The 26,681-nt window shown below is 66.8% G+C and carries 25 protein-coding genes; 8 read left to right on the top strand and 17 right to left on the bottom strand.

What is annotated here, in order from left to right; genetic code table 11:
• Window positions 1–73: 73 nt before the first annotated feature.
• The 7 genes from C7401_RS38260 to C7401_RS38230 are packed head-to-tail and all read right to left on the bottom strand — an operon-like array spanning window position 74 to window position 6,760.
• Window positions 74–1,513, bottom strand: coding sequence for an aldehyde dehydrogenase family protein (locus C7401_RS38260; RefSeq protein ID WP_112177236.1), 1,440 nt, complete (start codon window positions 1,511–1,513; stop codon window positions 74–76).
• A 21-nt stretch (window positions 1,514–1,534) separates the two neighbouring features.
• Complete coding sequence (locus tag C7401_RS38255; RefSeq protein ID WP_112177235.1) at window positions 1,535–2,434, bottom strand: NAD(P)-dependent oxidoreductase; 900 nt, start codon at window positions 2,432–2,434, stop codon at window positions 1,535–1,537.
• Window positions 2,435–2,446: 12 nt separating this feature from the next.
• Window positions 2,447–2,773: an NIPSNAP family protein gene (locus tag C7401_RS38250; protein ID WP_112177234.1), complete on the bottom strand. Its 327-nt coding sequence runs from the start codon at window positions 2,771–2,773 to the stop codon at window positions 2,447–2,449.
• Window positions 2,774–2,830: 57 nt separating this feature from the next.
• Entirely contained in the window at window positions 2,831–3,754 is a 924-nt protein-coding gene (locus tag C7401_RS38245) for an NAD(P)-dependent oxidoreductase (RefSeq protein ID WP_112177233.1), read from the bottom strand.
• A gap of 39 nt (window positions 3,755–3,793) precedes the next feature.
• Window positions 3,794–5,152, bottom strand: a complete 1,359-nt coding sequence (locus C7401_RS38240; RefSeq protein ID WP_112177269.1) for an MmgE/PrpD family protein — start codon at window positions 5,150–5,152, stop codon at window positions 3,794–3,796.
• Between the two features lie 19 nt (window positions 5,153–5,171).
• Window positions 5,172–5,954 carry an SDR family oxidoreductase gene (locus tag C7401_RS38235; protein ID WP_258397388.1) on the bottom strand — a complete coding sequence of 261 codons (783 nt, stop codon included), beginning with the start codon at window positions 5,952–5,954 and terminating at the stop codon, window positions 5,172–5,174.
• The gene (locus tag C7401_RS38230; RefSeq protein ID WP_112177232.1) at window positions 5,951–6,760 is read right to left on the bottom strand and encodes an N-acyl homoserine lactonase family protein; all 810 of its coding nucleotides are present in this window, start codon (window positions 6,758–6,760) and stop codon (window positions 5,951–5,953) included. Before C7401_RS38230 ends, C7401_RS38235 begins: the two co-directional genes overlap by 4 nt.
• Before the next feature lie 563 nt (window positions 6,761–7,323).
• On the opposite strand from C7401_RS38230, the gene C7401_RS38225 reads away from it, so the two are divergent.
• The 3 genes from C7401_RS38225 (at window position 7,324) to C7401_RS38215 (ending at window position 9,364) form a co-directional block, all read left to right on the top strand.
• Window positions 7,324–7,605, top strand: a complete 282-nt coding sequence (locus C7401_RS38225) for a hypothetical protein (protein ID WP_112177231.1) — start codon at window positions 7,324–7,326, stop codon at window positions 7,603–7,605.
• Window positions 7,606–7,748: 143 nt separating this feature from the next.
• A complete protein-coding gene (gene solA / locus C7401_RS38220; RefSeq protein ID WP_112177267.1) occupies window positions 7,749–8,906 on the top strand; it encodes an N-methyl-L-tryptophan oxidase in 1,158 nt (385 codons plus the stop codon).
• A 44-nt stretch (window positions 8,907–8,950) separates the two neighbouring features.
• On the top strand, window positions 8,951–9,364 hold the full coding sequence (locus C7401_RS38215; RefSeq protein ID WP_112177230.1) for a hypothetical protein: 414 nt from the start codon (window positions 8,951–8,953) through the stop codon (window positions 9,362–9,364).
• Here C7401_RS38215 and C7401_RS38210 read toward each other — a convergent pair.
• From C7401_RS38210 to C7401_RS38185, 6 genes are all read right to left on the bottom strand, one after another.
• Window positions 9,361–10,431: a hypothetical protein gene (locus C7401_RS38210; protein ID WP_112177229.1), complete on the bottom strand. Its 1,071-nt coding sequence runs from the start codon at window positions 10,429–10,431 to the stop codon at window positions 9,361–9,363. The genes C7401_RS38215 and C7401_RS38210 overlap by 4 nt on opposite strands.
• 146 nt (window positions 10,432–10,577) lie before the next feature.
• The gene (locus C7401_RS38205; protein ID WP_258397386.1) at window positions 10,578–11,873 is read right to left on the bottom strand and encodes an RNA polymerase sigma factor; all 1,296 of its coding nucleotides are present in this window, start codon (window positions 11,871–11,873) and stop codon (window positions 10,578–10,580) included.
• Complete coding sequence (locus C7401_RS38200) at window positions 11,870–12,292, bottom strand: VOC family protein (RefSeq protein ID WP_112177266.1); 423 nt, start codon at window positions 12,290–12,292, stop codon at window positions 11,870–11,872. The genes C7401_RS38205 and C7401_RS38200 overlap by 4 nt, the downstream gene beginning before the upstream one ends.
• Window positions 12,293–12,343: 51 nt before the next feature.
• A complete protein-coding gene (locus tag C7401_RS38195) occupies window positions 12,344–12,766 on the bottom strand; it encodes a YciI family protein (protein ID WP_112177228.1) in 423 nt (140 codons plus the stop codon).
• Window positions 12,767–12,928: 162 nt separating this feature from the next.
• The gene (locus C7401_RS38190; protein ID WP_112177227.1) at window positions 12,929–13,282 is read right to left on the bottom strand and encodes a YciI family protein; all 354 of its coding nucleotides are present in this window, start codon (window positions 13,280–13,282) and stop codon (window positions 12,929–12,931) included.
• Between the two features lie 112 nt (window positions 13,283–13,394).
• The gene (locus tag C7401_RS38185; protein WP_112177226.1) at window positions 13,395–14,012 is read right to left on the bottom strand and encodes a TetR/AcrR family transcriptional regulator; all 618 of its coding nucleotides are present in this window, start codon (window positions 14,010–14,012) and stop codon (window positions 13,395–13,397) included.
• An 88-nt stretch (window positions 14,013–14,100) separates the two neighbouring features.
• On the opposite strand from C7401_RS38185, the gene C7401_RS38180 reads away from it, so the two are divergent.
• The 5 genes from C7401_RS38180 to C7401_RS38160 all read left to right on the top strand — a co-directional run bounded on the left by C7401_RS38180 (window position 14,101) and on the right by C7401_RS38160 (window position 20,456).
• On the top strand, window positions 14,101–15,234 hold the full coding sequence (locus C7401_RS38180; protein WP_112177225.1) for an MBL fold metallo-hydrolase: 1,134 nt from the start codon (window positions 14,101–14,103) through the stop codon (window positions 15,232–15,234).
• Between the two features lie 296 nt (window positions 15,235–15,530).
• A complete protein-coding gene (locus C7401_RS38175; RefSeq protein ID WP_112177224.1) occupies window positions 15,531–16,790 on the top strand; it encodes an ROK family transcriptional regulator in 1,260 nt (419 codons plus the stop codon).
• The gene (locus C7401_RS38170; protein WP_112177223.1) at window positions 16,777–18,330 is read left to right on the top strand and encodes a sugar ABC transporter ATP-binding protein; all 1,554 of its coding nucleotides are present in this window, start codon (window positions 16,777–16,779) and stop codon (window positions 18,328–18,330) included. Before C7401_RS38175 ends, C7401_RS38170 begins: the two co-directional genes overlap by 14 nt.
• 41 nt (window positions 18,331–18,371) lie before the next feature.
• The gene (locus C7401_RS38165) at window positions 18,372–19,415 is read left to right on the top strand and encodes an ABC transporter permease subunit (protein WP_112177222.1); all 1,044 of its coding nucleotides are present in this window, start codon (window positions 18,372–18,374) and stop codon (window positions 19,413–19,415) included.
• Window positions 19,416–19,511: 96 nt separating this feature from the next.
• Window positions 19,512–20,456: an ABC transporter substrate-binding protein gene (locus C7401_RS38160; protein WP_112177221.1), complete on the top strand. Its 945-nt coding sequence runs from the start codon at window positions 19,512–19,514 to the stop codon at window positions 20,454–20,456.
• 49 nt (window positions 20,457–20,505) lie between these two features.
• On the opposite strand, the gene C7401_RS38155 is transcribed toward C7401_RS38160, so the two are convergent.
• From C7401_RS38155 to C7401_RS38140, 4 genes are all read right to left on the bottom strand, one after another.
• Window positions 20,506–21,468 (bottom strand): sulfonate ABC transporter substrate-binding protein, encoded by a 963-nt coding sequence (locus C7401_RS38155; protein WP_112177220.1) that lies wholly within the window; start codon window positions 21,466–21,468, stop codon window positions 20,506–20,508.
• Between the two features lie 155 nt (window positions 21,469–21,623).
• Window positions 21,624–23,369, bottom strand: coding sequence for an EAL domain-containing protein (locus C7401_RS38150; protein ID WP_181565801.1), 1,746 nt, complete (start codon window positions 23,367–23,369; stop codon window positions 21,624–21,626).
• Between the two features lie 138 nt (window positions 23,370–23,507).
• Window positions 23,508–25,343 (bottom strand): sensor domain-containing diguanylate cyclase, encoded by a 1,836-nt coding sequence (locus C7401_RS38145; RefSeq protein WP_112177218.1) that lies wholly within the window; start codon window positions 25,341–25,343, stop codon window positions 23,508–23,510.
• A 196-nt stretch (window positions 25,344–25,539) separates the two neighbouring features.
• Entirely contained in the window at window positions 25,540–26,616 is a 1,077-nt protein-coding gene (locus tag C7401_RS38140; protein ID WP_372460375.1) for a transporter, read from the bottom strand.
• Window positions 26,617–26,681: the final 65 nt, after the last annotated feature.

Here is a 26,681-nt window from a genome sequence, read left to right as displayed (position 1 = left end):
ATTTACCGCCCGCGTCTTACCAGAAGATTGTCGGACAAGGCGGCAAGACAAAAAAAATTTTCGACCTGCACGGTCACGGCGTGCCGTAGCCCACCATCGCCTTGGTTTCCAGGTACTCGCGCAAGCCCGCCTCACCCCACTCGCGGCCGTTGCCCGAGCGCTTGTAGCCGCCGAACGGCGCGGCAAAGTCGGCACTCGGGTAGTTCAGATGCACGCTGCCCGCGCGCAGTGCGCGGCCCACCTTGCGGGCACGCTCGATATCGCCCGACTGCACGTACGCGGCAAGGCCGTACTCAGTGCCGTTTGCGATGGCGATGGCTTCTTCTTCGCTGTCGTAAGCCATCATCGAAAGCACCGGCCCGAAGATCTCTTCGCGTGCGATCGTCATCTCCGGCGTGACCTGCGAAAACACCGTGGGCTTCACGTAATAGCCGCGCTCGAGGCCCGCCGGCTTGCCCGCGCCGCCGGTGACGAGCCGCGCGCCTTCGTCGATGCCCTTCTGGATCAGCGCTTGCACGCGCTCGAACTGGTTGCGGTTCACGAGCGGCCCGAGTTGCGTGGCGGGGTCGTCGGTGGGCCCGAGACGGTAAGCTTGCGCGGCGCGGCGGGCGATGGCCTCTGCGTCGGCGAGCAGGCGCCGCGGCACGAGCATGCGCGTGGGAATCGAGCACGACTGGCCCGAGTTCGTGAAGCACGCCGCCACGCCGCGCGTGACGGCTTCCTCGAGATCGACGTCGTCGAGCAGGATGTTCGGCGACTTGCCGCCCAACTCCTGCGCCACCCGCTTGACCGTGGGCGCGGCCGACTGCGCTACCAGCACGCCCGCGCGCGTGGACCCCGTGAACGACACCATGTCGATGCCGGGGTGACTCGCGATCGCCTCGCCCACGCCGGGGCCGTCGCCGTTCACGAGGTTGAACACGCCGCGCGGCAAGCCCGCTTCGTGGAGCACTTCAGCGAACAGCAGCGCGCTCAGCGGCGAATACTCGCTGGGTTTGAGCACCATCGTGCAGCCCGCCGCGAGCGCCGGGGCGATCTTCACGACGATCTGGTTCACCGGCCAGTTCCACGGCGTGATGAGACCGCACACGCCGATCGGCTCCAGCACGACGCGCGTGCTGCCGCGCTGCTCCTCGAATGCAAAATGCTCCAGCACCTCGATCAGCGTGTTCAGATGCGCGGGGCCGCGCGCGGCCTGGCCGCTGCGCGCAAACGTGATGGGCGCGCCCATCTCGCGGCGCATCAACTCCGCGAACGCGTCGTAGCGGCGCTCGTAAATGCGCACCACACGCTTGAGCAGGTCCACGCGTTCGGCCACGCTCGTGGCGGACCACGCGGGCAAGGCGCGGTGCGCGGCAGCCACCGCGCGATCCACATCGGCGGCATTGCCCAATGCGAGACGTTCGATGCGCTCCTCCGTGGCGGGGTCGATCACGTCGAACCAGCGCGCGTCCGCTGGCGCGACCCACGTTCCGTCTATATAGAACGCGCCCGTTTGGACTTCGATTGACATAAGCACTCCAGATCGATTCGTTCAGTCCGCGTTGCCCGGCAGCAAGCGGTACAGCTCGGTGTGGTCGGTCGCGGGCGTCGAGCGTTGCGCGGCCTCGTCCCAGAGCGTGGCGCAGGTCGTGCCAAGCACCATCGGATAACCGACCGACTGCGCGAGCGCGCGCGCAATCTTGATGTCCTTGTTCATCAACTGCAACGCGAAGCCCGAGCCGAACGTGCCGCTCAGCATGAACTGCTTGACCTTGTTTTCCGAGGTGTTGCTGCGCCCCGACGACGCATTGAGCACGTCGGTCATCACACCCGGGTCGATGCCGAAGCGTTCGGCCACATGCAACGCTTCCACCGTCGCCGCCAACCCCGCCGCCGACACGTAGTTGTTGAGCGCCTTCGCCGCGTGGCCCGCGCCCGCGCCGCCGATATGCAGCAGGCTCTTGCCCATTGCCCCCAGCAGGGCATGGCAGCGCGCAGCGATCTCCTCGCGCCCGCCGATCAGGATGGCGAGCGTCCCTTCCTTCGCCTTCTTCACGCCGCCCGAAACCGGTGCGTCGAGATAAGCGAGCCCGCGCTCTTCGAGCACGGCGCCCAGCTTGCGCGAGCGCTCGGGTTCCGACGAACTCATGTCGATCACCACCGCGCCCGGCGCGAGCCGGCTCGCCCAGCCGCCTGTGCCGTCGCCCAGCAGCACGCTTTCCACGATGGCCGAATTCGGCAGCATGGTGATCAGCACGTCGAGTCCGGCGGCGTTGTCCGCGCCCAGGCGGCGGGCGCCCATCTGCGCGGCAAGCGCATCGGCGCGCGCGGCGTCGGCGTCGTCGAGATAAAGCGTGTAACCGGCGTTGACGAGACACTGCACCATGGGTGCGCCCATCATGCCGAGGCCGATGAAACCGATATTCCGGGGTTCCCGCTTAGGTTCGTTCATCGCAAGGTCTCCTTAGCGCAGTGCTGAAAATGCAGTCGGCGCGAGAATATGGCTCTCGATGCGCTCGACAATAGGCCGCTCGGCTTCGCTCGCGGCGCGCTTCGCGATCCATTCGGCGTCGGCCTGGAACGCATTCCACTTTTGCTCGCGCTCCGCGAGGCTCTCCCACTGCACCAGATAGGTCAGCGTGTGGTTGCTCTGGCCGATGAGCGTGGTCCAGAAGCCGATCTGGCGAATGCCGTACTTCTCGAAGAAGGCCAGCGTGGTGGTCGAGAAGCGGTCGAGCAGCGCCGGCAGACGCGTCGGCGCGCAGTGGTAAATGCGCAGTTCAACAATCATCGGTTTCTCCGTGTAAATTTTGTAGCATTCCTTATTACATGGCGATCGCCGGTCACATCAGGCGTCAAGCCCCTCGGTGGATGACCAGCGCTCGACATAGCGCACCAGTTCCGTCATGTCGCGCGCCGCGCCGTCCTGCATGGCCGCGTGATTCCAGACCTGGCGCGCGATGTTACCCACCCACATGGGCACGCCCAGCGCCTGGCATTCGTCCACGGCCAGGCCAATGTCCTTGCACACGCTGCCCACCGGAAAGCCGAAGTCGAACGTGCGCGGCAGCACATGCTTCGGAAACTTGTCGAGCGTCGCGCCGTTCTTGCCGCTGCCCGCGTTGATCACGGCCATCATCACCTCCGGGTCGAGGCCGCCGCGCATGCCCGCCACGAACGCCTCGGAGGTGATCGCAAACGCCGTGGACGAAAGCATGTTGTTGAGGAGCTTGAGCAGTTGCCCCTGCCCCGGCTGATCGCCCACGACGAATACCTTGCCGAGCACGTCGAACAGCGGCCGCACTTCGTCCAGCGCGGCGCCCACGCCCGCCGCCATGATCGCGAGCGAGCCTTTCGTCGCACCGGCCGCGCCACCGCTCACGGGCGCATCGACCGTTTCGATGCCGCGCTCGCGCAAACCCGCGGCCACTTCCTTTTCGATACGCGAACCGACCGTGGAAAGATCGACGAGGATCTTCACCGTCTCGCCTTCGCGCAGGCCGCCCGCGCCGAGCGCCACTTCGCGGAAGATCGCGGGCGTCGGCAGGCTCGTGAACACCACGCGCGCCCGGTCGGCCACTTCGCGCACCGATTGCGCCGCCAGCGCGCCAATGGCCGTGAGTTCCGCGACTGCCGCTTCGTCGCGGTCGAACACGATCAGCGCATGCCCCGCATCGATGAGACGGCGCGCCATCGGCCGCCCCATCGTCCCGACTCCGATGAAGCCGAGCGGCGCGCCGCCCGGCTCCCTTGTTGCTTGCCCACTCGCCATGACTATCCTCGTTCCAGTGAAATGTCAGCTAATTCAATGTCATTGCGCTTGCGGCGCCTGTGCGAGACGCATCACGACCGCCGCGTCCGTGGCGGCGTCGAGCGTCCATAGTTGCGCGAGCAACGGCTCGGCCGCCACGCCAGCGCCGCCGTACGCCGCCAGTTCGCGCAATTTCGCTTCTAGCGCCGCGTCGTCCAGCGGCGCGGCGAGACTGCCGCGCGCCGCTTCGATGCGCTTCGTCACGCGTTCCCCGGTACGCAGCACGAGCGTCACCTCGGCGGACTCGACGGACCCACTGGCTGCGTCCGAGAAACGCAACCGCTTGCCGAATGCGCGAATCACAGGGTCGGCCACCGCAGCGTCGCTAAATTCCGCGAGTCCCGCGCGACCTCGTGCGAGCGCAATGGCAACCGCATGCTGCGCGCTCACCTGCGCCTCGCGGCCGCTACGCACATCGGGCCGATCGGTACGCTCGCGCAGCAGCGGATGACCGCGAAGTTCGACGGCCTCGATGGCGTCGAGCGCGCAGCGTGCTTCACAATGCAGCGCGAGGCAGGCGTCGATCACCGGGTTGAGCACGACGCCGCACGGGTACGGCTTATAGGTGTTCGCGCGCAGCGCCCATTCGCGCCCCAGACCTTCGGTGATCGCATTCACATCGGGCCGTGACGCCGCGCAGCGCAGAAAACCGCGTTCGCCTTCGAGTGGCGCGTCGGGACCGGCGAAGCCCTCCCGCGCGAGCAACGCCGCCAGCAAGCCGCCGCGTGCCGCGTTGCCCACGCCGATGCTTTTCGACATCGTGCCGAGCGTCTCCACGAGGCCGCCCGTTTGCGCCGATGCATTGCCGAGCGCCCAGGCGCTCTCGCGCGCAGCCAAACTCAGTGCGCGCGCAACGGCTGCCGCCGCGCCGAACACGCCGCACGTGGACGTGATATGCCAGCCGCGCTGATAGTGTTCGGGCGAAACCGCGTTGCCGATACGGCAAGCCACCTCCACGCCCAGCACGAATGCCAGCAACAACTGCTCGCCACTCAACGGCGCGGTTTGCGCCAGAGCGAACAAGGGGGCGGCAACGGGCGCGCCCGGATGAATGATGGTGGGAACGTGCGTGTCGTCGAAGTCGAACACGTTCGCGCTCATGGCGTTGAGCGCCGCTGCGTTGAGCATGTCGGTGCACTCGCGACGGCCCACGAGCGAAGCGTGCTCGTTCGCGCTGAAGCGACCATACACGCCCACGGCCTTCTCGATGGTGGGATCATGCGCGCCCGCTAGCGCCACGGCGAAGTAGTTCACCAACGCGCGCTTCGCCTCGTGGCGCACGTCCGCGGGCACATCGGCCCATTGCGTCTGCGCAATGAATGCGGCTAACGTGCGCGTCACGCCCGCGTGTTCGCGCATCTGCGGATCCGCCTGTCGATCAACCTGCAAGCCAGCCTCCTTCGATCGGCATCATCGCGCCCGTGATCTGCGCCGCCGCCGGGCCGCACAGAAACACCACGAGTTCGCCCACGTGCGCGGCTTCGATCAATTCGCCGGTCGGCTGCTTGCCCTCCAGAAACGCGCGCACGGCGGCCGTGCGCCCGAGCGAGCGCGCTTCCATCAACTCGTTGATGCGGCCGTCGATATTGGGCGTGAGCACCGAGCCCGGACAAATCGCGTTGCAGGTAATGCCCTGCTTGAGCGTTTCCAGCGCCACCGAGCGCGTGAGGCCCATGAGCGCCGTTTTCGTCGTCACGTAATCCACGCGGTTCGCGACGGCGCGCGAGCCATAGACGGACGTCATGTTGAAGATGCGGCCCCAGCCGCGCTCGCGCATGCCGGGCAGCGCAAGCTGAATGGCGCGGAAGGCGGCCGTGAGATTGACGGCGATCGCCTCATGCCAGCGCTCCATGGGAAACGCGCCAATGCCGGCGAAATGCCGCACGACCGCGTTGTTGATGAGCACGTCAAGTGTGCCGAGCCGCTCGTGCGCCGCCGCCATCAGGGCATCGACACCGGCCACGCTTGCGAGATCGGCCTGCACGTAGCTCACGCGCACATCGTGGCGGCTCGCGATATCATGAGTGATGCTTAGCATCTCGTCAGGGGCTTCGAGCCCGTGCAGCACGATATCGCAGCCCGCCTGGGCCAGCGCCGACGCCATCGCGAGGCCGAGCCCGTTCGACGAGCCGGTCACGAGCGCTCCCTTGCCACGCATCATTGCGCGCTCCGCATGGGCGCGTCGAGCCGGACGATCCAGCCCTCGGTTTCGCGATCATGCGCGGGAAAGCGCGTGAGCACGGCCGGATCGTGGCCCGGTATCACTTGTGCCGGAGAACTCGCGAGGCGGTGTGCCGCTTCATAGCCTTCGAGCATGTCGCCCACGTTGTAGACGACCGGAAACGGCCGGTGCTCCTGCATGTTGGCGTAGAAGTGCGAGGCGTCCGAGGCCAGCACGACCCAGCCGTGCTCGGTGTGCACACGCACGATCTGCAAACCGTTCGTATGGCCGCCCACCCAGTGCACGGTCAGCCCCGGCGCGATCTCCGACGCCCCTTCGTGAAACTGCACGCGGCCATCGAAAAGACGCCCCACCATCGCCTTCACGTCTTCGGGCTCGAACGGGTGGCTGAGCGCGTGGTGACACATGCAGCGCCCGGTGCAGTACGCCATTTCGCGGTCCTGAACATGGTAACGGGCATGCGGAAACAGGGCGTGATTGCCCGCGTGATCGTAGTGCATGTGCGTGATGATCACGTCCTTCACGTCGGCCACGCGTATGCCGATCTTGCCGAGCCCCGCTTCGACCGTATTCGTGATCGTGCGGCCGCGCTTGTCCGCCATGGCCTGATCGAAACCCGTATCGACGATATATGTGCGCTCGCGCCCCACCACCGCCCACACGTAGTAATCGAGCGGCATGGGCACGTCGTGCGAGTCGCCGCCGATGAAGTTGTGGAACGAGCGGCGCTCGAAGTGCGCGTACTTGACTGCGTAGATGCGGTAGTTCTCGATGGGCGATGACATGTCTCGGGTGTCCTTTCGTTGAATTTTTCCGTGTCGAGGCGCGGGCGAGGAGACGTTCAGCGCCGAAGCGGCGTGCGTGCGCGCATGACCGAGGTTCGATCGGGGGCCGGGATGCTGCCGGTCATGCGGTGCATGCGCTGTCTCCTGTTATCCGGGCGCCTGAGCAGGCTTCGACCGGGTTGCATCGTGGCGCTCCGGTTGCCTTGCGTTGCCGGGTCGCTCTCGCGTGAAACCGATTATATTCTTGTCATACAATCCGTCAAGAAGATAAAAAGCCATCACCACATCCCAATAGTTGGACGAAAGCGAGTGAAAGCCACATGACAGCCACGAAATTGAGACGTACGGTAAAGTCTCGCCCCGAAAGCGCGTTAAATTTGCGCTATGTCAAATCTGCCGGGGCACTCCGGTAGGGCTGACGTGTTGATGGTCCGGATTTTCGTTCCGCGCTGCGGTGTCTGCCGGGGGGTACGTGGCAAGCAGCGCGCGGCATTCCGTATGCCAGGAACACCATCATCCGAGTCGTGCGGCCTGCAAGGCAGCCTGAGAGAACCGAGAAAAAAATGATCACTCTGGATAAAGAAGCGCCCCCGAAGACCACGGGGCTACTACCGGCGGCGCTGGCCGACACCCAGCTCGACCACGTCGAACGCATGGTCCAGTACTTCACCCGCAATGAAGGCGCCGCCGTGAGCGGCTTCGACTACGCCTACTGGCGCAAACGCCTGCGCGCCGTCGCCGAAACCTACGATCTGGTGGCCACGCAGCGCAGGCGCATCGTCGGCCTGCTCGACCATCTGGAGCGCGAGGCGCTCCTCAGCGTCGCGCCGACCGAGCGGGCCTGATCCGCTTCTTGTCCGTTTCCGCGAGAGTCACGCGCCGTTGCGCTCGACAGGAGCGCTGCGAGTGCCGACAATGAAAGCCCGCATCCACTCCCGCCCGTTGCCGGCGCGGGAGCTTGCAATTCGTCGGCGTGCTCCCGCTATCCATGCAAACTCCCAATCTCAACGATCGATCCTTTGACACGCTCATCGTCGGCGCGGGCTCGATGGGTATGGCCGCCGGCTACTACCTGAGCCGGCTTGGCAACAAGGTGCTGCTGGTCGACGCGGGCGATCCGCCTCACGACCAGGGCGCGCATCACGGCGGCACGCGCCTCATCCGCCACGCCTACGGCGAAGGCGCGGCGTATGTGCCGCTCGCGCTGCGCGCGCAGCAGCTTTGGGAAGACCTGGAGCGGGAAACCGGCGCGACCCTCTTCGCACGCACCGGCGTGGTCAATATCGGTTCGCCCGACGATCCCTTCCTGCGCGAGGTGCAGCGCAGTGCGCAGCGCCACGGGCTCGCGCTCGAAACGCTCGACGGTGCGCAGGCCAGCCAGCGCTGGCCCGCATGGCACCTCACCGCCGGGCAGATCGTCAGCTTCGAGCCCGACGCGGGTGTGCTTTACTGCGAGCGCGCCATTCGTGCGTATCGCGAGCTGGCCTGCGCGCTTGGCGCAACGCTGCGCACCGGCACACGCGTCACGCGCCTTGCGTGCCACGGCCGGGAAAGCGTGAGCGTCTGGACCGACGCCGGCGAACAGTTCTCGGCGCGCGACCTGATCGTGTGCGCCGGGAAATCGACGCAGCCTCTGCTCGCAGCGCTGGGCCTCGACGTTCCCGTCACCCGCGTGCGCAAGACCTTCGCGTGGTTCGAGCCCGCCGCCGGCCTCTTTGCGCCCGAGCGCTTCCCCGGCTTTTTCGTCGCCTCGGAGAACGGCGGGTACTACGGCTTTCCCGATCTCGACGGCAGCGGTCTGAAGCTTGGCCGCCATGACGGCGGCGAGCCCGTGGCGGTGGACGCCGCACTCGCGCCGTTCGGAGCCGAGCCCACCGACCTCGCCGACCTGCAAGGCTTCCTGCAACGCTATCTGCCGGGCGCGGGCAAACTGCGCGTGGGCCGCGCGTGCGAATACGACATGACGCCCGACACGCATTTCATCATCGACCGCGTGCCCGCCTGCCCGAACGTTCACGTCGCCACCGGTTTTTCGGGCCACGGCTTCAAGTTCGCGAGCGCGATAGGCGAAGCGCTCGCCGAGCGCATTACGCAAGGCACGAGCCACATCGATCTCGCGATGTTCGCGCGCAAGCGTTTTGCGTAGCGTGCGCGCTCGCGGCAAGCGGGCGGCGCAAAAGGGGAAACGTCATGTCGATCGGCTGGACACGTCGCGCACGGCTGTTCATCCAGCGTTTCTGGCAACCGACCAGTGCGTGCATGACGTGCATGCCCGGAAGCTGGGGCAACATCCTGAGCCTCACACACTGGGGCATTGCGCTTCAAACGGGTCTTCTCACCGGCCTCCTTGCGGTGCTGCTCACGTTCACGCCCGCGTCGAGGCTCTATTCGCACCGCTACGGCAACGCGTTCATCGTCGGCTGCCTGACGACGATCGGCGACGCGTGGTCGCACAAAAGCCATTACCGCATTCCCGTTCTTGAGCACTTGTTGACGGGCGTGATGTCGGGCCTCTTCGCGCTCGCCGCGTGGTATTTGCTCGAAGATCGCGCGCGGCGCGTGCGCGCGGTCTGGGCGCGGGTTTTCGGCAAGCCTGTCGCCTAGTTGGCCGGTATCGTCACGACCGGCGCCTTGGCGCTCGTGTCGGCTTCCGCGAGCGCCATGAGATTTTGCAGGACCGTGAACGCGTATTTCGAGTCGAAGTCGCCGCGATCGACCCAGTACGCCGTGCCGTCGTAATCGATGGCGACATAGGCGTCGGCAGGCGCTTTCGGTCCCGCGCGCACGATGATGATCGGCCGTGTTTCACCGCCGATCAGGTCAACCGTGGGCTTGGTCGCACCGCTCGCCACCTGGTCGGGCGGCACCTGCACCTGCGCGCCGATATTGGTCAGAATGCCGAGCACCGAGCGCGTGACCATGGGAATACGGCTGCCCCCTTGCGCCGACGGTCCATAGACGATCTGGTAAGTGCGCGTGTCCGCCGCGAGATGCAGCAGTTCACGCACGCGCGCGAGATCCGCCGAAACTTCTGGCGACTGCGCGCTGTTCGTCGCGCCCAGCGCGAGGTAGACGCTGTTCTTGCCGTTCTCGCTGCGCGACTCCACGCTCAATTCGCCGGCGAGCTGCAAGCGCCTGAGCGCCTGCAAGAGCTGGAAGAAGCCCGCCGATCCCGCGCTGTTCTCGCCGCCGAGCGCACTGCCGTTCTGCAAGCCGCCGATCGACTGCGCGCCGATCCGCAGCAGCAGATCGACCGGCATGCCGCCTTCGGCGAGCGGCAGCACGAGTTCTGGCGCGAGCGGCCGGATGTAGGCGGCGGCGAACGCTTCGCCCGTCGTGGGCGAGAACGTGAAGGTCGGGCGGTTCGACCAGGAAACGCTGCCGGTCGCGAGCGCGTAATTCGGTTGCGAGCCCGAGCCGATATTGCCGGTTGCGCCCGCCGTCGAATCGAACTGGTAGGCGGCGATGATCGAGCTGACCGAGAGGAACGCGGGCGCGTCGCCGTAACGCAAGCCGACGACCGACGCGAGAATCTCGCGCTTTTTCGCGTCGCCCAGCGCCCTCGCGTAGTCCACCTGATCGGCGCGCAAGCGCGTTGGGCCGAGATGCACACACGCCGTGCCCAGCAACGCCGAGCACGACACCGCAAGAATCGTAGCTTTTGAAATCATCGAAAGGCCTGCGCGGATGACTCCGCGATAAGAGTGGGTCCGCGCGCACAGGTAGCAAGCTTCGTGCCCCGTGATTTCAGAAGCGCTTCGGAACCGTCCTCTTTTCGCTTTGCAGGCCGTGTTGCAAGCCGCGTTGAGAATCTTCGCTAGCCGTGCGGCATGCATGCCTGCGCGCGCGCCAGCAGCACTTCGCGGTCGCGCGCGTTTTGCGTGAGGGCCGCCGCGCGCTCGAACGCCGCGCGCGCCTCGCCCGGCCGGGCGAGCTTTTCGAGCAGGTCGCCGCGCGTCGCGGGCAACCAGGGGTAGTGGCGCAGTGCGGGTTCTTCGCACAGCGCATCGACGAGATCGAGCGCCGCCTGCGGCCCGTGCTCCATGCCCACCGCCACGGCGCGATTCAGGCGCACGACGGGCGAGTCGTCGAGCGCCAGCAGCGCGTCGTAGATCGAGACGATTTGCGCCCAGTCGGTCGCCGCCGTGCTCGGCGCGCGCGCATGGCATGCCGCGAGCGCGGCCTGCAACGCATAGCGGCCCGGCGCGCCCCCGCAGGCCGCGCCTCGCGCGAGCGCGGCGAAGCCGCGGCGGATCAGCAGCGCATCCCAGCGGCTGCGGTCCTGGTCGGCGAGCAGCACCGCGCGGCCCGCTGCGTCCACGCGGGCGCGCAAACGCGAAGCCTGCAACTCCATCAACGCGACGAGGCCATGCGCCTCGCCCTCGTGCGGCACGAGTTCGGCGAGCATGCGGCCAAGGCGCAACGCTTCTTCGCACAGCGCCGGGCGGGTCCAGTCCTCGCCCGCCGTGGCCGTGTAGCCTTCGTTGAAGATCAGGTAAATGACTTCGAACACCGAAGCAAGCCGGGGCGCGAGTTCCGCGAGCCGCGGCACTTCGAACGGCACCTTCGCCGCCGCGAGCGTGCGCTTCGCGCGCACGATGCGTTGCGCCACGGTCGCCTCGGGCACGAGGAACGCGCGAGCGATCTCGGCCGTGGCGAGCCCGCCGATGAGCCGCAGCGTGAGCGCGACGCGCCCCTCCTTCGGCAGCACCGGATGACACGCCACGAACACGAGCCGCAGCAGATCGTCGCCGATCTCATCCTCGCGCGCGGCATCCAGCGCATCGACGATATCGGGCGCGAAATGCGCTTCGAGCGCTTCGAGGTCCGCGCCCATCGCTTCGTGCGCGCGCGCATGCGAGGCCGCGCGCCGCAGACGGTCGAGCGCGCGATGTTTCGCGGCGGTCATGAGCCACGCTCCGGGGTTATCGGGAATGCCGCTCGCGGGCCAGCTCTCCAGCGCGGCGACGAACGCGTCCTGCGCGACCTCCTCGGCCACGCCCACGTCGCGCACGATGCGCGCCGCATGCGCGATCACGCGCGCCGACTCGATGCGCCACACGGCTTCGACCGCGCGGCGCGTCGCGGCAAACGCATCCGTCTCGCGCGTCACGAGCCGTGCGCGCCCTTTTCCACGGCCGCCGGCGACATGTACATCAGCTCCCAGATGTGGCCGTCGGGGTCTTCGAAGCTGCGGCCGTACATCTCGGTGCCGCACTCCATGGGCGGGCGCTTCGAGGTGCCACCCGCCGCGAGCGCCTTGTCGACCAGGCTGTCTACCTCCTCGCGCGAGACGCACGAGAGGCAGGTGAGCACTTCGGTGCTTTCGCGCGCGTCCACGAGCGCCTTGTCGGTGAAGCCGCGCATGAAGTCCGTGGTGAGCAGCATGGCGTACATGTTCTCGCCCAGCACCATGCAGGCGGCCTGCTCGTTGGTGAATTTCGGATCGAAGCTGAAGCCCATTTGGCCGAAGAAGTCCATCGAGCGCTTGAGGTCGCGCACGCCCAGATTGACGAAAATATGCTTGTGCATGATCGTTTTCCTGCAAAGTTCCGTTGATGGGATTCGCCGATGGCGAGATAGTCAGGATGCCTTATTTTGCACATCGAGCTGGCGAAATGCCTCGACGCCTTCGCATTGCGGGAGGTCTTCCAGCTCATAGAGCTGGCGCACCTCGATCTCGCTGTCGGCGTGCGTGCCGAACGGCGAGGGGAAGCGGCGCGCCCATTCGAGCGCCTCGTCGCGCGAGCGCACCTGGATCAGCGTGTAGCCCGCAATCAGCTCTTTCGTTTCGGTAAACGGGCCGTCCACGATCGCGGGCTTACCGTTCGTGTAGCGCACGCGAAAACCGCGCGAGCTGGGGTGCAGGCCCGAGGCGTCGAGCAGCACGCCCGCCTTCGCCAGTTCCTCGTGATACCTGGCCATCTGGGCGAATATCTCCACGTCGTCGGGGGGCTCGCCCGATTCGCTCAGCGCGTTCGCGCGCACCATGATCATGAATCGCATTGTCTTCTCCTGAATATGACATTCGAAGCAAGCGGCGCCGATTGGCGCGCTCATGGGTACGACGCGCGAGGCCCGAGCAACTCGACAACGGGCGGAAGTTTTTTTGCTTTTTTTCTCGTTACCCAGGGAAAGCACCAGGCACCAGGCGCAATGCGCGTGCGTTCAGCGAAAGCACGGCCCGGTTTCGCGCACTTCCACGCTCGCCCATTCGGCCGCTGGGCAGCGCCGCGCGATGGCGAGGGCCTCGTCGCGCGTCGCGCAATCGAGCAGGAAGAAGCCGCCGATCATCTCCTTCGCCTCGGCGAACGGACCGTCAACAACGCTCGCACGGCCTTCGCGCACCTGCACGCGCGCGCCGTTCGTGTCCGAAGTGAGGGCGTGCGCGTCGATCAGACGACCTTCGACGGCGAGCTGTTCGGCGAACGCGACCATACGCGCATAGAGCGCCTCGCCTTCGGCTTGTGCGCGCGTGTCGCGCTGACCTCGTGGCTCGGCGATGAGCAGCATGTATGGCATGAACCTCTCCTTCCAGTTGGCCTGCGATCCTGAAAGGCAAGAGTCTAGTCCAGAAAAACCTGAGCGCGCGCGTGGCTGCTTATCGCCGCCTTGATAACCGCGTGTGGCCCGTTCAGGCGTAGCGCGCGAGAAAGAGATCGGCCGACGACTCCGCGACCTGGCGCTGCTGCGCCACGTCGAGCGGCGGCTGCCCCATCGTCACCTGCGGCCAGAACGCGAAGGCCTTCACGAGGCCGTGCAACTGCTGCGCCGCGAACGCGGGGTCGGACGTTTTCAGGCGCGCGTCGGCGGCGGCGCTGCGCACCCAGACCGTGAGGTCTTCCTCGCGCTCGCCGATGCGCGCCACCATGTCGCGCGCGCGCTCGGGCGAATGGATGCCGGCCGCGATGGCCACCCGTGCGAGCGAGAGAAACGACTCGTCGTTCAGGAGCCGCAGCTTGCGCATGAGGAGTTCGACGAGCTGGTCGCGCAACGGCGCGTCCGCGCGGTAGGCGGGCGCGTCGCCGGCGGCGCTCGCGTCCCAGAGCTGGCACAGGATCGCCGCGAACAGCGCCTCCTTGCTCGTGAAATGGTTGTAGACGGTGCGCTTCGAGACGCTGGCGCGCGCGGCGATACGGTCCATGCTCGTGGCGTCGAAGCCCGAGGCCAGGAATTCGTCGATGGCCGCCGCGACGATCGCGGCGCGCTTGCGGTCGGTCAGGCGCTGTGGGGTGGCTGGGGTGCAATCCATTCGAGAATTTTACACCAGGTAGTTTACTTTTCGCCAGAATAAACTACACTGTGCAGTCTACTTCATGTTTCCAAAGGCCGCCGCCGCCATGACCTCGCCTTTCGCATCGCTGAGCCGTACCCTGGGCCTGAGCACCGCACAACGCGGGCGCGCGCTCTCGCACACTTCGCCGCAGCACGACGGCGAGCGCTTTCGCAACGTGCGCCCGCGTCCGGCCGAAGGCCTCGGCAAAACGCTGAGGATCATGTGGAACATGATCTTCCACAAGCCGAGCGGCACGATGCCGGCCGGCGCGCTGCCCGTAGAACCGCTCACGCGCGCGCAGCTCGAAGCCGCGCCCGACCGCAGCGTCTACCGCCTCGGCCACTCCACGTTGCTGTTCAAGCTGCGCGGCGAGTTCTGGATCACCGACCCCGTGTTCGCGGAGCGCGCCTCGCCGTTTCGCAGCCTCGGACCGAAGCGCTTCCACGCGCCGCCCATTGCGCTTGCCGACCTGCCGCCGTTGCGCGGCGTGATCCTCTCGCACGACCACTACGACCATCTCGACCGGGAAACCGTGCTCGCGCTCGCCGCGCAAACCGGCGTATTTCTCACGCCGCTCGGCGTGGGCGACCGGCTGATCGAATGGGGCATCGAAGGCGCGAAGGTGCGCCAGTTCGACTGGTGGCAAGGCACGAACGTGGAAGGCGTCGAATTCACGGCCACGCCCGCGCAGCACTTCTCGGGGCGCAGCCTGTTCGACGGCAACAGCACGCTGTGGGCCTCGTGGGTGATCGCCGATGGCGACCTGCGCGTGTTTTTCAGCGGCGACACGGGCTACTTCGACGGCTTTCGCACGATTGGCGAAAAGCTCGGTCCGTTCGATGCGACCTTCATCGAAACCGGTGCGTACGACCCGCAGTGGCCGTACGTGCACATGCAGCCCGAGGAAACGGTGCAGGCGCACGTGGACTTGCGCGGCAACTGGCTCGTGCCGATTCACAACGGCACGTTCGACCTCGCGATGCACCGCTGGCAGGACCCGTTCGAGCGCGTGACCGGCCTTGCGCTTGCGCGCGGGGTGACGCTCTCCACGCCCCGTATGGGCGAGCGGCTCGATCTCGATGAGCCGCATCGCGGCGAGCGCTGGTGGCGTGAGGTTGCGCAAAGCGAAGACGCGACGGATGGCAAGGCGCCGCGCCGGTGGTTCGCTTGCCGCGCGACGACCGAAGCACGTTCGTAACACCTCTCCCGCGCCCTCCTTACACTCGCCCGCGCATGGCTCACACATGCGCGGGCGGGCACGCCCTCTGCTCGCTCCCTGCTTGTTTTCGCGCTTGCTCCCCATAGTCGCAAAAGTCTCCTAAGCTTTTGCATCGGGGCACGCAACGCTTGCGTGCGCCTCATCGCGCCCTACTACCCTCAACGGGATTTCCCCAGGCTGACAGCCCCCGATTTCTGGCATTAAATAAATCAACTTGATTTATTTAGTCGGCACCGCAGTTCATCCAACGCCGACCCCTCTTTCTGGAGGAGACAGTGAGAAGTCCGCATGTCGGTCAGGGCAGCAATTCCGCCAACGTCCGCCGCTTCAACGAGCGCCTGCTGCTTCAGGCGTTGCGTCGGGCGGGCGAGGCGTCGAAGGCCGATCTCGCGCGTCTCGCGAATCTCACGAGCACGGCGGTGGGCAGCATCATCACGTCGCTCACGGCCAACGGCCTGATCGAGGTGAGCGGCCGCCGCGACGGCCAGCGCGGTCAGCCCGCCTCGCTCCTGCGGCTCGCGCCGCGCGGCGCGTTCGCCATCGGCGTGCGGCTCGACCGGACCAACATCGAAACGGTGCTCGTGAACTTCGCGGGCCAGATGATCGAGCGCCGTTCGCGCGACATGCTGTTGCCGCAACCGTCCGAAGCGCAGGAAATCGTGCAGCGCGACATCGCCGAGCTGTTAGGCCTCCTTACGAGCGAGGAACGCAGCCGCCTGGCCGGAATCGGCGTTGCGCAGCCGTACAACCTCGGTAGCTGGCTGCGCGAACTGGGCCTGCCCGCCGACACCTTCCGCGTGTGGAACGATGTCGATTTCGCGGGCGAACTCGCGCGCGCCACGGCGCTGCCCGTGTTCAGCGAAAACGACGGCAACGCGGCCGCCATCGCCGAAATTTTCTACGGCTGCGGACGCCAGCGCGACGACTTCCTCTACCTCTTTCTCGGCCCGGCCATTGGCGGCGGCATCGCCATCGACGGCGACTGCGTGCGCGGCCTCACCGGCAATGCGGGCGACTTCGCAGTGATGCCCGTGCCGCCAAGCCGCCTGCCCTCCGCGCACAAGCCGGCGGGCCAGTGGGACATCCTGCTCTCGCGCGCCTCGCTCATCGCGCTGCGCCGCCACTTGCAGTATTGCGGCGAGACGATCGACAGCCGCGCCGATCTCGAAGCGTGCATCGCGCGCGGCCACCCCGGCGTGCAGGAATGGCTGGACGACTGCATCGACGCGCTCGCCCCCGCGCTGCGCTCCGCGTTCTGCGTGCTCGACGTGCCGGCCGTGGTGCTCGACGCCGACGTGGACGCGGGCCTCATCGACACACTCATGCAGCGCCTGCGCATCGCCGTGGCGGCCACCGCGCCCGAGGCGCGCGGCACGCCCGCGCTCGTGCGCGGCACCTTCGGTCCCGATGCGGGCGCGCTTGGCGCGGCCACGCTGCCCATGTTCTTCAATTTTTCGCCGCGCGCGGGCATCCTCATGGGCGCCGGCGCACAAACTTACGCACAAGCGCAGGAGGAGAGCCATGTCGCCCTCTGAGTCCACGCCCCCGCTGCTGGAAATGCGGGGCATCACCAAGACCTTCCCCGGCGTGCGAGCGCTCGACAACGTGCGCCTCACCGTGTTTCCCGGCGAGGTCCACTCGCTCATGGGCGAAAACGGCGCGGGCAAGTCCACGCTCATGAAGATCCTCTCGGGCGCCTATCAGGCCGACCCCGGCGGCGAGATTCTCATCGAGGGCAAGCCGGTCGTGATCGACGGCCCGCATGCGGCGCGCGAGTTGGGCGTGGCCGTGATCTATCAGGAGCTGAGCCTCGCGCCGAATCTCTCGGTAGCCGAGAACATTCACGCGGGCCGCGAGCTGCGCAAGGGCGGCCGCCGCTTCGCCACGGTCGACCGCCGCGCCATGGAGCGCGGCAGCGAAGACGTGCTCAAGCGCCTTGGCGCGACGTTCGGGCCCACCACGCTGGTCGGCTCGCTCTCCATCGCGGAGCGCCAGCTCGTGGAGATCGCGCGCGCCGTGCATAGCGACGCACGCATCATCGTGATGGACGAGCCCACCACGCCGCTTTCCTCGCGTGAAACGGAGCGCCTGTTCAAGCTCATCAACCAGTTGCGCGACGATGGGCTGGCGATCATTTACATCAGCCACCGCATGGCCGAAGTGTATGAACTGTCCGACCGCGTTTCCGTGCTGCGCGACGGCAGCTACGTGGGCACGCTCATGCGCGACGCGCTCAATGCGGAAAGCCTCGTGAGCATGATGGTCGGCCGCGATATTTCGGGCTTCTACAAAAAGGCGCACGCCCCGTACGATCCGGGCAAGGCCGTGCTCACCGTGCGCGACGTGGCCGACGACAAGCGCGTGCGCGGTTGCAGCCTCGACCTGCACTCGGGCGAAGTGCTCGGCATTGCGGGCCTCGTTGGCGCAGGGCGCACCGAGCTTGCGCGCCTCATCTTCGGCGCGGAGCCGCGCGTGCGCGGCGAGATCGCCATCGACGGCAAGACACTCCATGTGCACACGCCGCGCGACGCGATCAATGCCGGTCTCGTCTACCTGACCGAGGACCGCAAGCATCAAGGCCTCTTTCTCGACATGAGCGTGCGCGACAACATCAACGTGGCCGTGGCCGGGCGCGACGCGCGCATGGGCGTGCTCGACCTCGCTCGCGGCAGCGAGCGCGCGAAGGAAGCCATCCGATCGCTCTCCATCCGGGTGCCGAATTCGCGTGTGAACGTGGGCGCCCTTTCCGGCGGCAATCAGCAGAAGGTGCTGCTTTCGCGCCTGCTGGAAACGCACCCGCGCGTGCTGATTCTCGACGAGCCCACACGTGGCGTCGATATCGGCGCGAAGTCGGAGATCTATCGCATCATCAACGACCTCGCCAGGACCGGCGTGGGCATCATCGTGATTTCGAGCGAGCTGCCCGAAATCATCGGCGTGGCCGACCGCGTGCTCGTCATGCGCGAAGGCGTGTTCGCGGGCGAGCTTGGCGGTTATACCGGCAAGCCCATTACCCAGGAAGCGATCATCGAACTCGCCACCGGCTCGCAGCATCCGCTCGACGAAGCCGCTTGACCCTTACCGCATACGCTGAAAGCATCCCTCAGGAGTACGACATGAAAAGCATCCTTCCCCGGCACGGTGTCGCGGCCTCGCCCACGCAGTCCACCCAGCCCGCGCAGGCGACCCGCAGCGTTGCGGTTGACGGCCACCGCCAGCGCATGAAGTCGCTCGTGCGCACGGCCGGCATGCTGCCGGTGCTGGTGCTGCTGTGCATCGGCTTCGGCCTGCTCAACGACGGCTTCTTCACGCTGGAGAACCTGTCGATCGTCACGCAGCAGGCGTCGATCAACATCGTGCTCGCCGCCGGCATGACTTTCGTGATTCTCACGGGTGGCATCGACCTCTCGGTGGGCTCGGTGCTGGCCGCCGCGGCCATGGCCGCGATGATCGGCTCGAATATCGTGGGCTGGGGCTGGCTCGGCGTGCCCATGGCGCTCGCGGTGGGCCTCGGCTTCGGTCTCATCAACGGCGCGCTCATCGCGCTCCTGCGCCTGCCGCCGTTCATCGTCACGCTCGGCTCACTCACGGCGGTGCGCGGCATCGCCCGCCTCATGGGCCACGACACGACGATCTTCAACCCGCAACTGTCCTTCGCGTTCATCGGCAACGGCACGGTGCTCGGCGTGCCCTGGCTCGTGATCATCGCGCTCGTGGTGGTGGCCGGCTCGTGGTTCGTGCTGCGCCGCACGGTCCTCGGCCTGCGCATCTACTCGGTGGGCGGCAACCCGGAAGCGGCACGCCTCTCGGGCATCAAGGTGTGGGGCATCGAGATGTTCGTCTATGCCGTGTCGGGCCTGCTCGCGGGTCTCGGTGCGGTGATGTCGGCGGCCCGTCTCTACGCGGCCAACGGCCTGCAACTGGGCCAATCGTATGAACTCGATGCCATCGCCGCAGTCATTCTGGGCGGCACGAGCTTCGTGGGCGGCGTGGGCTCGATCGTCGGCACGCTGATCGGCGCGCTCATCATCGCAGTCCTGACCAATGGCCTCGTGCTGCTCGGCGTGTCCGACATCTGGCAGTACATCATCAAGGGCCTCGTGATCGTCGGCGCCGTGGCGCTCGACCGCTACCGCCAGCGTGGCTCGGCGCGTACGTAAGCCGGTTACGGATATTTGGCAACCAGCGCGAGCGCAGGCGGTCCTCCTGCGCTCGCCGGGAAAGTACCCAGACAGGACCCCTCAGGAGACAACCTCATGTTCAAGAAGAAAGCCGTTCTCGCCGCTGCCGCGCTCACGTTCGGATTCGCGCTGCAAGGCGCGCACGCCGCCGACAAGCAGCTCAAGTCGATCGGCATTACCGTGGGTTCGCTCGGCAACCCGTACTTCGTGACGATCGTGCAGGGTGCGGAAGCCAAAGCGAAACAGATCAACCCGAACGCGAAGGTCACGGCCGTATCCGCCGACTATGACCTCAACAAGCAGTTCACGCAGATCGACAACTTCATTTCGGCGCACGTGGACATGATCCTCCTGAACGCGACCGATCCGAAGGCGATCGAACCCGCGGTGAAAAAGGCCCAGGCGGCCGGTATCGTGGTCATGGCCGTGGACGTCGCCGCCTCGGGCGCGAACGCCACCGTGCAGACCGACAACGTGAAGGCCGGTGCGATTTCGTGCGAATACCTCGCGAAGAAAATCAACAACACCGGCAACGTGATCATCCAGAACGGGCCGCAGGTCTCCGCCGTGATCGACCGTGTGAACGGCTGCAAGCAGGTGCTCGCCAAGACGCCCGGCATCAAGATCCTCTCCGACGACCAGGACGGCAAGGGCTCGCGCGAAGGCGGCATGAACGTGATGCAGGGCTACCTCACCCGCTTCCCGAAGATTGCCGGTGTGTTCACCATCAACGATCCGCAGGCGATTGGCAGCGACCTGGCCGCGAAGCAACTGCATCGCAGCAACATCGTGATTACGTCGGTGGACGGCGCGCCCGATATCGAAACGGCGCTCAAGACCGATACGCTGGTGCAGGCCTCGGCGAGCCAGGACCCGTGGAAGATGGCGCAAACGGCCGTGCAGGTGGGCTACGAGATCATGAACGGCAAGAAGCCCGCCAACCCGATGATCGAGATGGCGCCGCAACTCGTCACGCGCGACAACGTCGGCAGCTACAAGGGCTGGTCGTCACCGCACTAAGCACCAGGCAGCAGGTTTGCCTGGGCACGGAGCACCCGTGCTCGCACGGTTATGCGAGCACGGCGTCCTTCGTCACCACGCGGCGCGGAATGATCTTCAGGTCATAGAACGTGTCCGCGATCTTCTGCTGCTGCGCGATCACGGCGGCATCGATGGGCCGGTACTCGTGCGCGTAATGCGTGAGACCGGTCTGGATCGTCACCGCGTCGAGCCCCTGGATCGGCGCGAGCTTCGCCGCCGCCTGCGCCGTGTTGGCGCGCACCCACTGCCCCGTTTTGCCGAGTTCGTCGAGCGCGATCGCCAGTGCGTTCTTGCTCTTCTGCGCGAACTCGCGCTGGCTCAGGAAGAATTGATGATGGCTCGCCACGCCGCTCGCGTCGGCGATGAGGCGCGCGCCGTCCTGCGATTCCACGGCGGCGAGAAACGGGTCCCAGATCGCCCAGGCGTCGATGGCGCCGCTTTGCAGCGCCGCGCGTGCGTCGGCGGGCGCGAGGTACACAGGCTGGACGTCGCCGATCGAAAGCCCGTGCTTTTGCAGCAGTGCGACGAGGAACCAGTGCACGTCCGAGCCGCGATTCAAGCCGATCTTCTTGCCCTTGAGGCCCGCGACGTCGCGTATCGGCGAATTTTTCGCGACCACCACGCCTTCGGCGTGCGGCGTGGGCAATTCATAGGCCGTATAGACGAAGTCCGCGCCGGCCGCCTGCGCGAACACCGGAGGCGCTTCGCCCACGTAGCCGAAGTCGATCGCGCCCACGTTCAGGCCTTCGAGCAACTGCGGTCCGGCCGGAAATTCGGTCCACGACACCTTGATGCCGAGCGGCGCGAGGCGCGTTTCGAGCGAACCACTCGCCTTGAGCAGCACGAGCGTGCTCGCGGCTTTCTGGTAGCCAATGCGGAACTGGTCCGGCTGGAATTTCGCCCAGGCCATGCCGGGCAACGCCGCGCCGGCGAGCGTCGCGCCCAGGGTAGCGAGGAAATGGCGGCGGGATTGAGGCGTGGGGCGAGTCATCTTCAGCGGTTCCGTTCTGGCATGGGGCGCGCGCAGAGGGCGCGGCGATCGAAGCGAGGATGCTACCGGGCCATCCGCTTTAGCAGAACCGATGTTTCGCGCTAAGCAAATCACGCCGGCGGGAAAGCGGCGGCGCACGTCCTCGCGTCATGGCGTCATGGCGTGCCGGCCGTGACCGGCGTACCCGATGTGCCTGGCGACATGCGCGCGCCGTTCGCGCGATACCAGCGCACGAACGCCTCGGACGGCATCGGCTTCGCGTAGACAAAGCCCTGAATCCACGTGACGCCGCGCGCGCACAGGTAGTCGAGATGCGTCTGCGTCTCCACGCCTTCGGCCACGAGCTTGGCGCCCAGGCTGTGCGCGAGATCGACGATACAGTCGAGCACCACCGAGCGGTGCCCTTCCGGTTCGATGGTCAGCACGAAGCCGCGGTCGATCTTCAGGATATCGAAGGGAAACTTCTCCAGATAGGAGAGCGAGCAAAAGCCCGTACCGAAGTCGTCGATGGCGATCTGCACGCCGTCGCCGCGCAATGCCTCCACATTGTGGCGCGCCTGCTCGGTGTTGCGCACCAGCGTGCGCTCGGTGACTTCCAGCACGATCCGCACGCCGCGCGGCTTCACGGCGGCGCACAGCGCACGCACGTCACTCACGAGCGCGTCGCCCGACAGGTGCTCGGGCGCGAAATTTACGCTGAGATGAAAGCCGGGCGCGACGTCCCATGTGGCGACATCGCGAACAATGAGCTTGAGCAGATGCTGCGTGAGCGGCACGATCACGTGCTCCTCTTCGGCGGCCTGGATGAATTCGTCGGGACGCACTTCGCCTATGCCCGGCCGCACCCAGCGCAGCAACGCCTCGACGCCGTCGCAGCGGCCCTCGGCCACGCCGTAAAGCGGTTGATATTCCACGTGGAATTCTCTCGCGCGTATGGCGCGCAGCAACTGGTCTCGGCGCGATTGCCCGCTCTTTTGCAGCCGGCGCACGAGCCATACGAGCAGCGCGGAAAGCGCGACTGCCCAAGGCATGTAGCGCACGAGCAGGCCGCCCCACGTTTCGCGAATGCGCTCGGGCAGTCCGTAAATGCGCAGTTCGATCGTCGCGCCCGACATCTGCTTTTTCACGTCGGCCAGCAGCGGTGCGTCGCGCACGTGCACGAGCGCCTGCGCTTCACGCAGCACCGCGCCTGCGCCCACGTTCAGCTCGGCCTGGCGAAACACCGAGAGCGGTGCCGCGCCGTGCAAGAGATCGAGCAGATATTGCACGTCGACCGCCACGACCACGAAGCGACCCTGCTCGCCCGGCACGCCAACCAGCAGCGAGGGACGGTTGCGCACCATCGAGGTGTTGTTCACGAGCATGAGCCACTCGCCCTGCACCGAAGGCAGATGACCGTCGATCAAGGCGTTGACGGAAACCGACCGCTGCCCAAGCGCGGACGAGCATTCGATCCGGCCGTTGTACGCGATGTTGAGCGTGCGCACGTAGGGCACGGTGGCGGCCTTGAGCGTGAGATCGGCCGATAACTCGTCGCACGGCTGCGCCGCGCGCGTTGTGAACGCATAGGCCGCACCTTGCGCAGTCTCGACGATCGAAACGATTTGCCCGACGATGAACGTCGAAGCGAGGTTCGCCTCGCGCCGTGCGATGCGCTGCGCCTCATAACGCCCGAGCGCCACGCACAGCAGGAGCGGCAACGCAGCGACGACGATCAAGGCAAGCACCCGCGAGGCGCGCGCGCAGGCCGCGCGAACGCTGGCCGGCACATCCGACGTCATATCCTGCGCCACATCCGGCGACACTTCGGGCAAGGCGTCCTCCTCACCAGATCCGCCGAGGCGCTGGGAGTTCGGGAAGCCGGTGTTGTGCGCCCGCGCGTCGCGCGAGGGCCGTCGCATGATGCGCCATGCACGCGCGAAGCAGTCCGGCCGCCCTGGATGGCTACGACGGTATGACGCCAACATACACCAAGGCGTGAAGGCCGGGCGCGCGCGGTGCCCCACGCGCGCGGCAACGTCAGCTAACGTGCCTGCCCGTTATGCGCATTCGATACGATTGCGGCCGCCCTTCTTCGCGCGGTACAGCGCAAAGTCGCTGCGCGTGAGCGCGGCTTCGGCGCTCGGGTCGGCGGCGTGCATGATGGTGATGCCGATGCTCACGGTGAGCACGATCGCCACGCCTTCGGCGGCAAGCGGCTGGCCGGCGAAGCGCTCCTGAATGCGCCGCGCCACGCTCAACGCACCGTCGAGATCGGCGGCGCCGAGCAGGACTGCGAATTCCTCGCCACCGATGCGGCCCGCCAGATCGCCCGCGCGCAACTGCGTGCGCAGGATTTCGGCGAAATGGCGCAGCACGTCGTCGCCGATCGCGTGGCCCCAGCGGTCGTTGATCGACTTGAAGTGATCGAGATCGCACATCATGACCGCCGCCCCCACGCCGCCGCGCCGCACCTGCGCGAGCTGCGCCTCGATGCGCGTCATGAAATGGCGGCGGTTGGGCAGCCGCGTGAGGCTGTCGGTGCTCGCGAACTCCTGGAGTTCGGCTTCGACGCGCTTGCGCTCGGTGACGTCGGTGATAACGCCGTGCCAGACCGTTGCGCCGTCAACGAGGCGCTGCGGCCGCGCGTCGCCCTGACGCCAGCGCAAACCCTGTTGCGGCAGTTGCACGCGAAATTCCAGATGCCACGGCGTGAGCTTCGCCGCCGATGTCTCGAACGAGGCGTGCCACGCGTCGAGGTCGTCGGGGTGGATCAGCGCGTCCACGCACGCCGCGTCATGCGCAGCCTGCTCGGGCGTGAGCTCGTAGATCTCCGCGATGCCCGCGCTCGCGTAGGAGAGCCACGCGCGGCCATCGGGCAACTGGCGGCGCTGGAACACGAGTCCCGGCACCTCGTTCGTGAGGTTCGTGACGAGCGTCGCGCTCTCGCGCAGGCGCTCGGCCATCTCGCGCATCGAGGAGATGTCCGTGGTCGTGCCGATCATGCGCAGCGCTCGCCCCTGTGCGTCGCGGCTCATGACCTTGCCGCGGCTACAGATCCATTTGTAGCGGCCGTCCTTGCAACGGATACGGTGCTCCACCTCGTAGCTCGGCGTGCGCCCTTCGAAATGCGCCTGCATCGCGGCCTTCACGTATTCGAGGTCGTCGGGATGCAAACGCTGATAGCTGTCCTCGATGCGGCTCGTCAGCTCGTCCTCCGCGTAGCCGAGAATGGCCTTCCAGCCCGGCGAATAGCGGATATCGCCCGTCACCACGTCGCGGTCCCAGACCCCCGTGCCGCTGCCCGCGATGGCGTGCGTGAGGAGACGTTCGCGTTCGCACAGCGCTTCGAGTTGCGCGCGCAATGCGTCCACGCTTTCAGCGGAGTCTTCGTCTTCAGTGGCAGCTTCGGCGGCGGCTTCGATGCCGCGACTCGCGCGAGGCGAAGAGCGCGCCGCCAGCGCCGCCGCCACGCGCGCAAAGTCGTCGAGACTTGCGCGCCCGGCGGCATCCAGCTCGCGCGGCTGCGGATCGATCAGGCAAAGGCTGCCCACGTGCTCGCCCTGCGCACCATGCAAGGGCCACGCGGCAACGAAGCGAAACGGCAGTTCATACGCATGCGCGAGCGCGCTGCGCCAGGCGGGGTCTTCGGTGATATCGGGCACCACGAGCGGCTCGCGCGCCTCGCTCGCGGCCCCCTCATGCGCGAGCGTGCGCAGGGCTTCACAAAGCGCGTCGTCCACGCCCGCGCGCGTGGCGGGCGCGCCGCCCGGCACCACGCAGGCCGCGGCCACGCCGAAATGCGCCGCGACGAGGCGCAGCAAGCCTTCGAGCTGAGGATCGGAAACCGCGTGGACGCCAGGATCGGCGCCAGGCGCCTGATCAGGTCGCTGCATGCGCAACGGTGCCGCGCCCGTGCGCCCCGCCTCCCGTCCCCCGGCGCAGGCAGGCTCGGCCTCGCGGGAGGGCGGAACGGCCTCGGGCGTCGACGATGGAACGGTCATGGCGTGCGCTCGCACTGGAGGAACGAAAACCTAGTATATCGCTCATGCATGGTGCATCGGCGGCGGTGCCGCGCCTTTCCCTGCCCCCTCAATAATCCCGGCGCCGGCGGAACACCCACCAGCCGAGCAGCGCCGTGAAGGTGGCGACCACCACCACCATGAGCCAGAAGCCGTGCCGGTTTTCCGCGAGCGGAATGCCGCCCACGTTCATACCGAAAAAACCCGCCACGATATTGATCGGCAGCGCGAGCACGGTAACGAGCGTCAGCGTGAACAGCGTGCGGTTGTTCTGCTCTTCGAGCCGTGCGCCTATTTCTTCCTGCAACAGCTTGATGCGCTCGACGAGCCCAGCCATGTCGCCGAGAACGAGCGAGAACTCCTCGGTCGCTTCGCGCAGGTCCTGCACGTCGGGCGCCTGGAGCCAGCGCGGCGGGCGCGCCAGCAGCCGGAATACCGAGCCGGGCTCGGGCGCGAGCATCCGTTGCAGGCGCACGAGTATGCGCCGCATGGCCGCGAGATCGTGGCGGCTGCCGAAACGGCGGGAGGCGAGAAACTGGTCTTCGGCGCGATCGACGTCCACGCTCGTGCGGCGCACGATCTCGACCATCAGGTCGGCCTGGTCGCGCATCAGGTGGATCAGCAGTTCGGCGGGCGAGCGGAACGTCTCGCCGTTGCGGACATAGCCGCGCAGGCGGTCGATGGAGCGCAGCGGCTTGAGGCGCGCCGTCACGAGAATGCGCTCGTGCGTGTACGTCCAGAGCGTGGCGATTTGCGAGGGAGAGAGCTCGAAATCGAACATCACGTCGTTGACGACGGCGAACAATGCGCCGTCCACATGCTCGATGCGCGTGGAGTGCGAGCCTTCCACGAGCATCTCGAAGAACGCGTCGGGCAGGTCGAGATGCGCGCGCATCCACGGTTGCGCCGCGGCGTGCGCGAGATTGAAGTGGAGCCAGTAGAACGTGTCGGCGCTCGCTGAAGGCGGCTCGCCTTCGGCGAGGGGGCGACGCAGCGCGTCGAGCACGTCGTCGCACGTGACAGGCTGGCCGGGCTGGCCGGGCGTGAAGCGAAAGCCGCAAACCAGGCCCGACAGGTCGGCGCCATACGTTGCAACGGACGAAGCGAAATCCATGGTCGTCGTGGCCGGTTGATCGGCGCACAGCATGCCACATGGGCGCTTTTGCAGGCAAGCGCGCGAATCCTGGCGGCGACACGCGCGGGCCATGTGGG

Source organism: Paraburkholderia unamae, assembly GCF_003268775.1.
Classification (GTDB): domain Bacteria; phylum Pseudomonadota; class Gammaproteobacteria; order Burkholderiales; family Burkholderiaceae; genus Paraburkholderia; species Paraburkholderia unamae.
The sequence above is the reverse complement of the archived record's forward strand: the minus strand, read 5'-3'. Positions and strand labels throughout refer to the sequence as shown.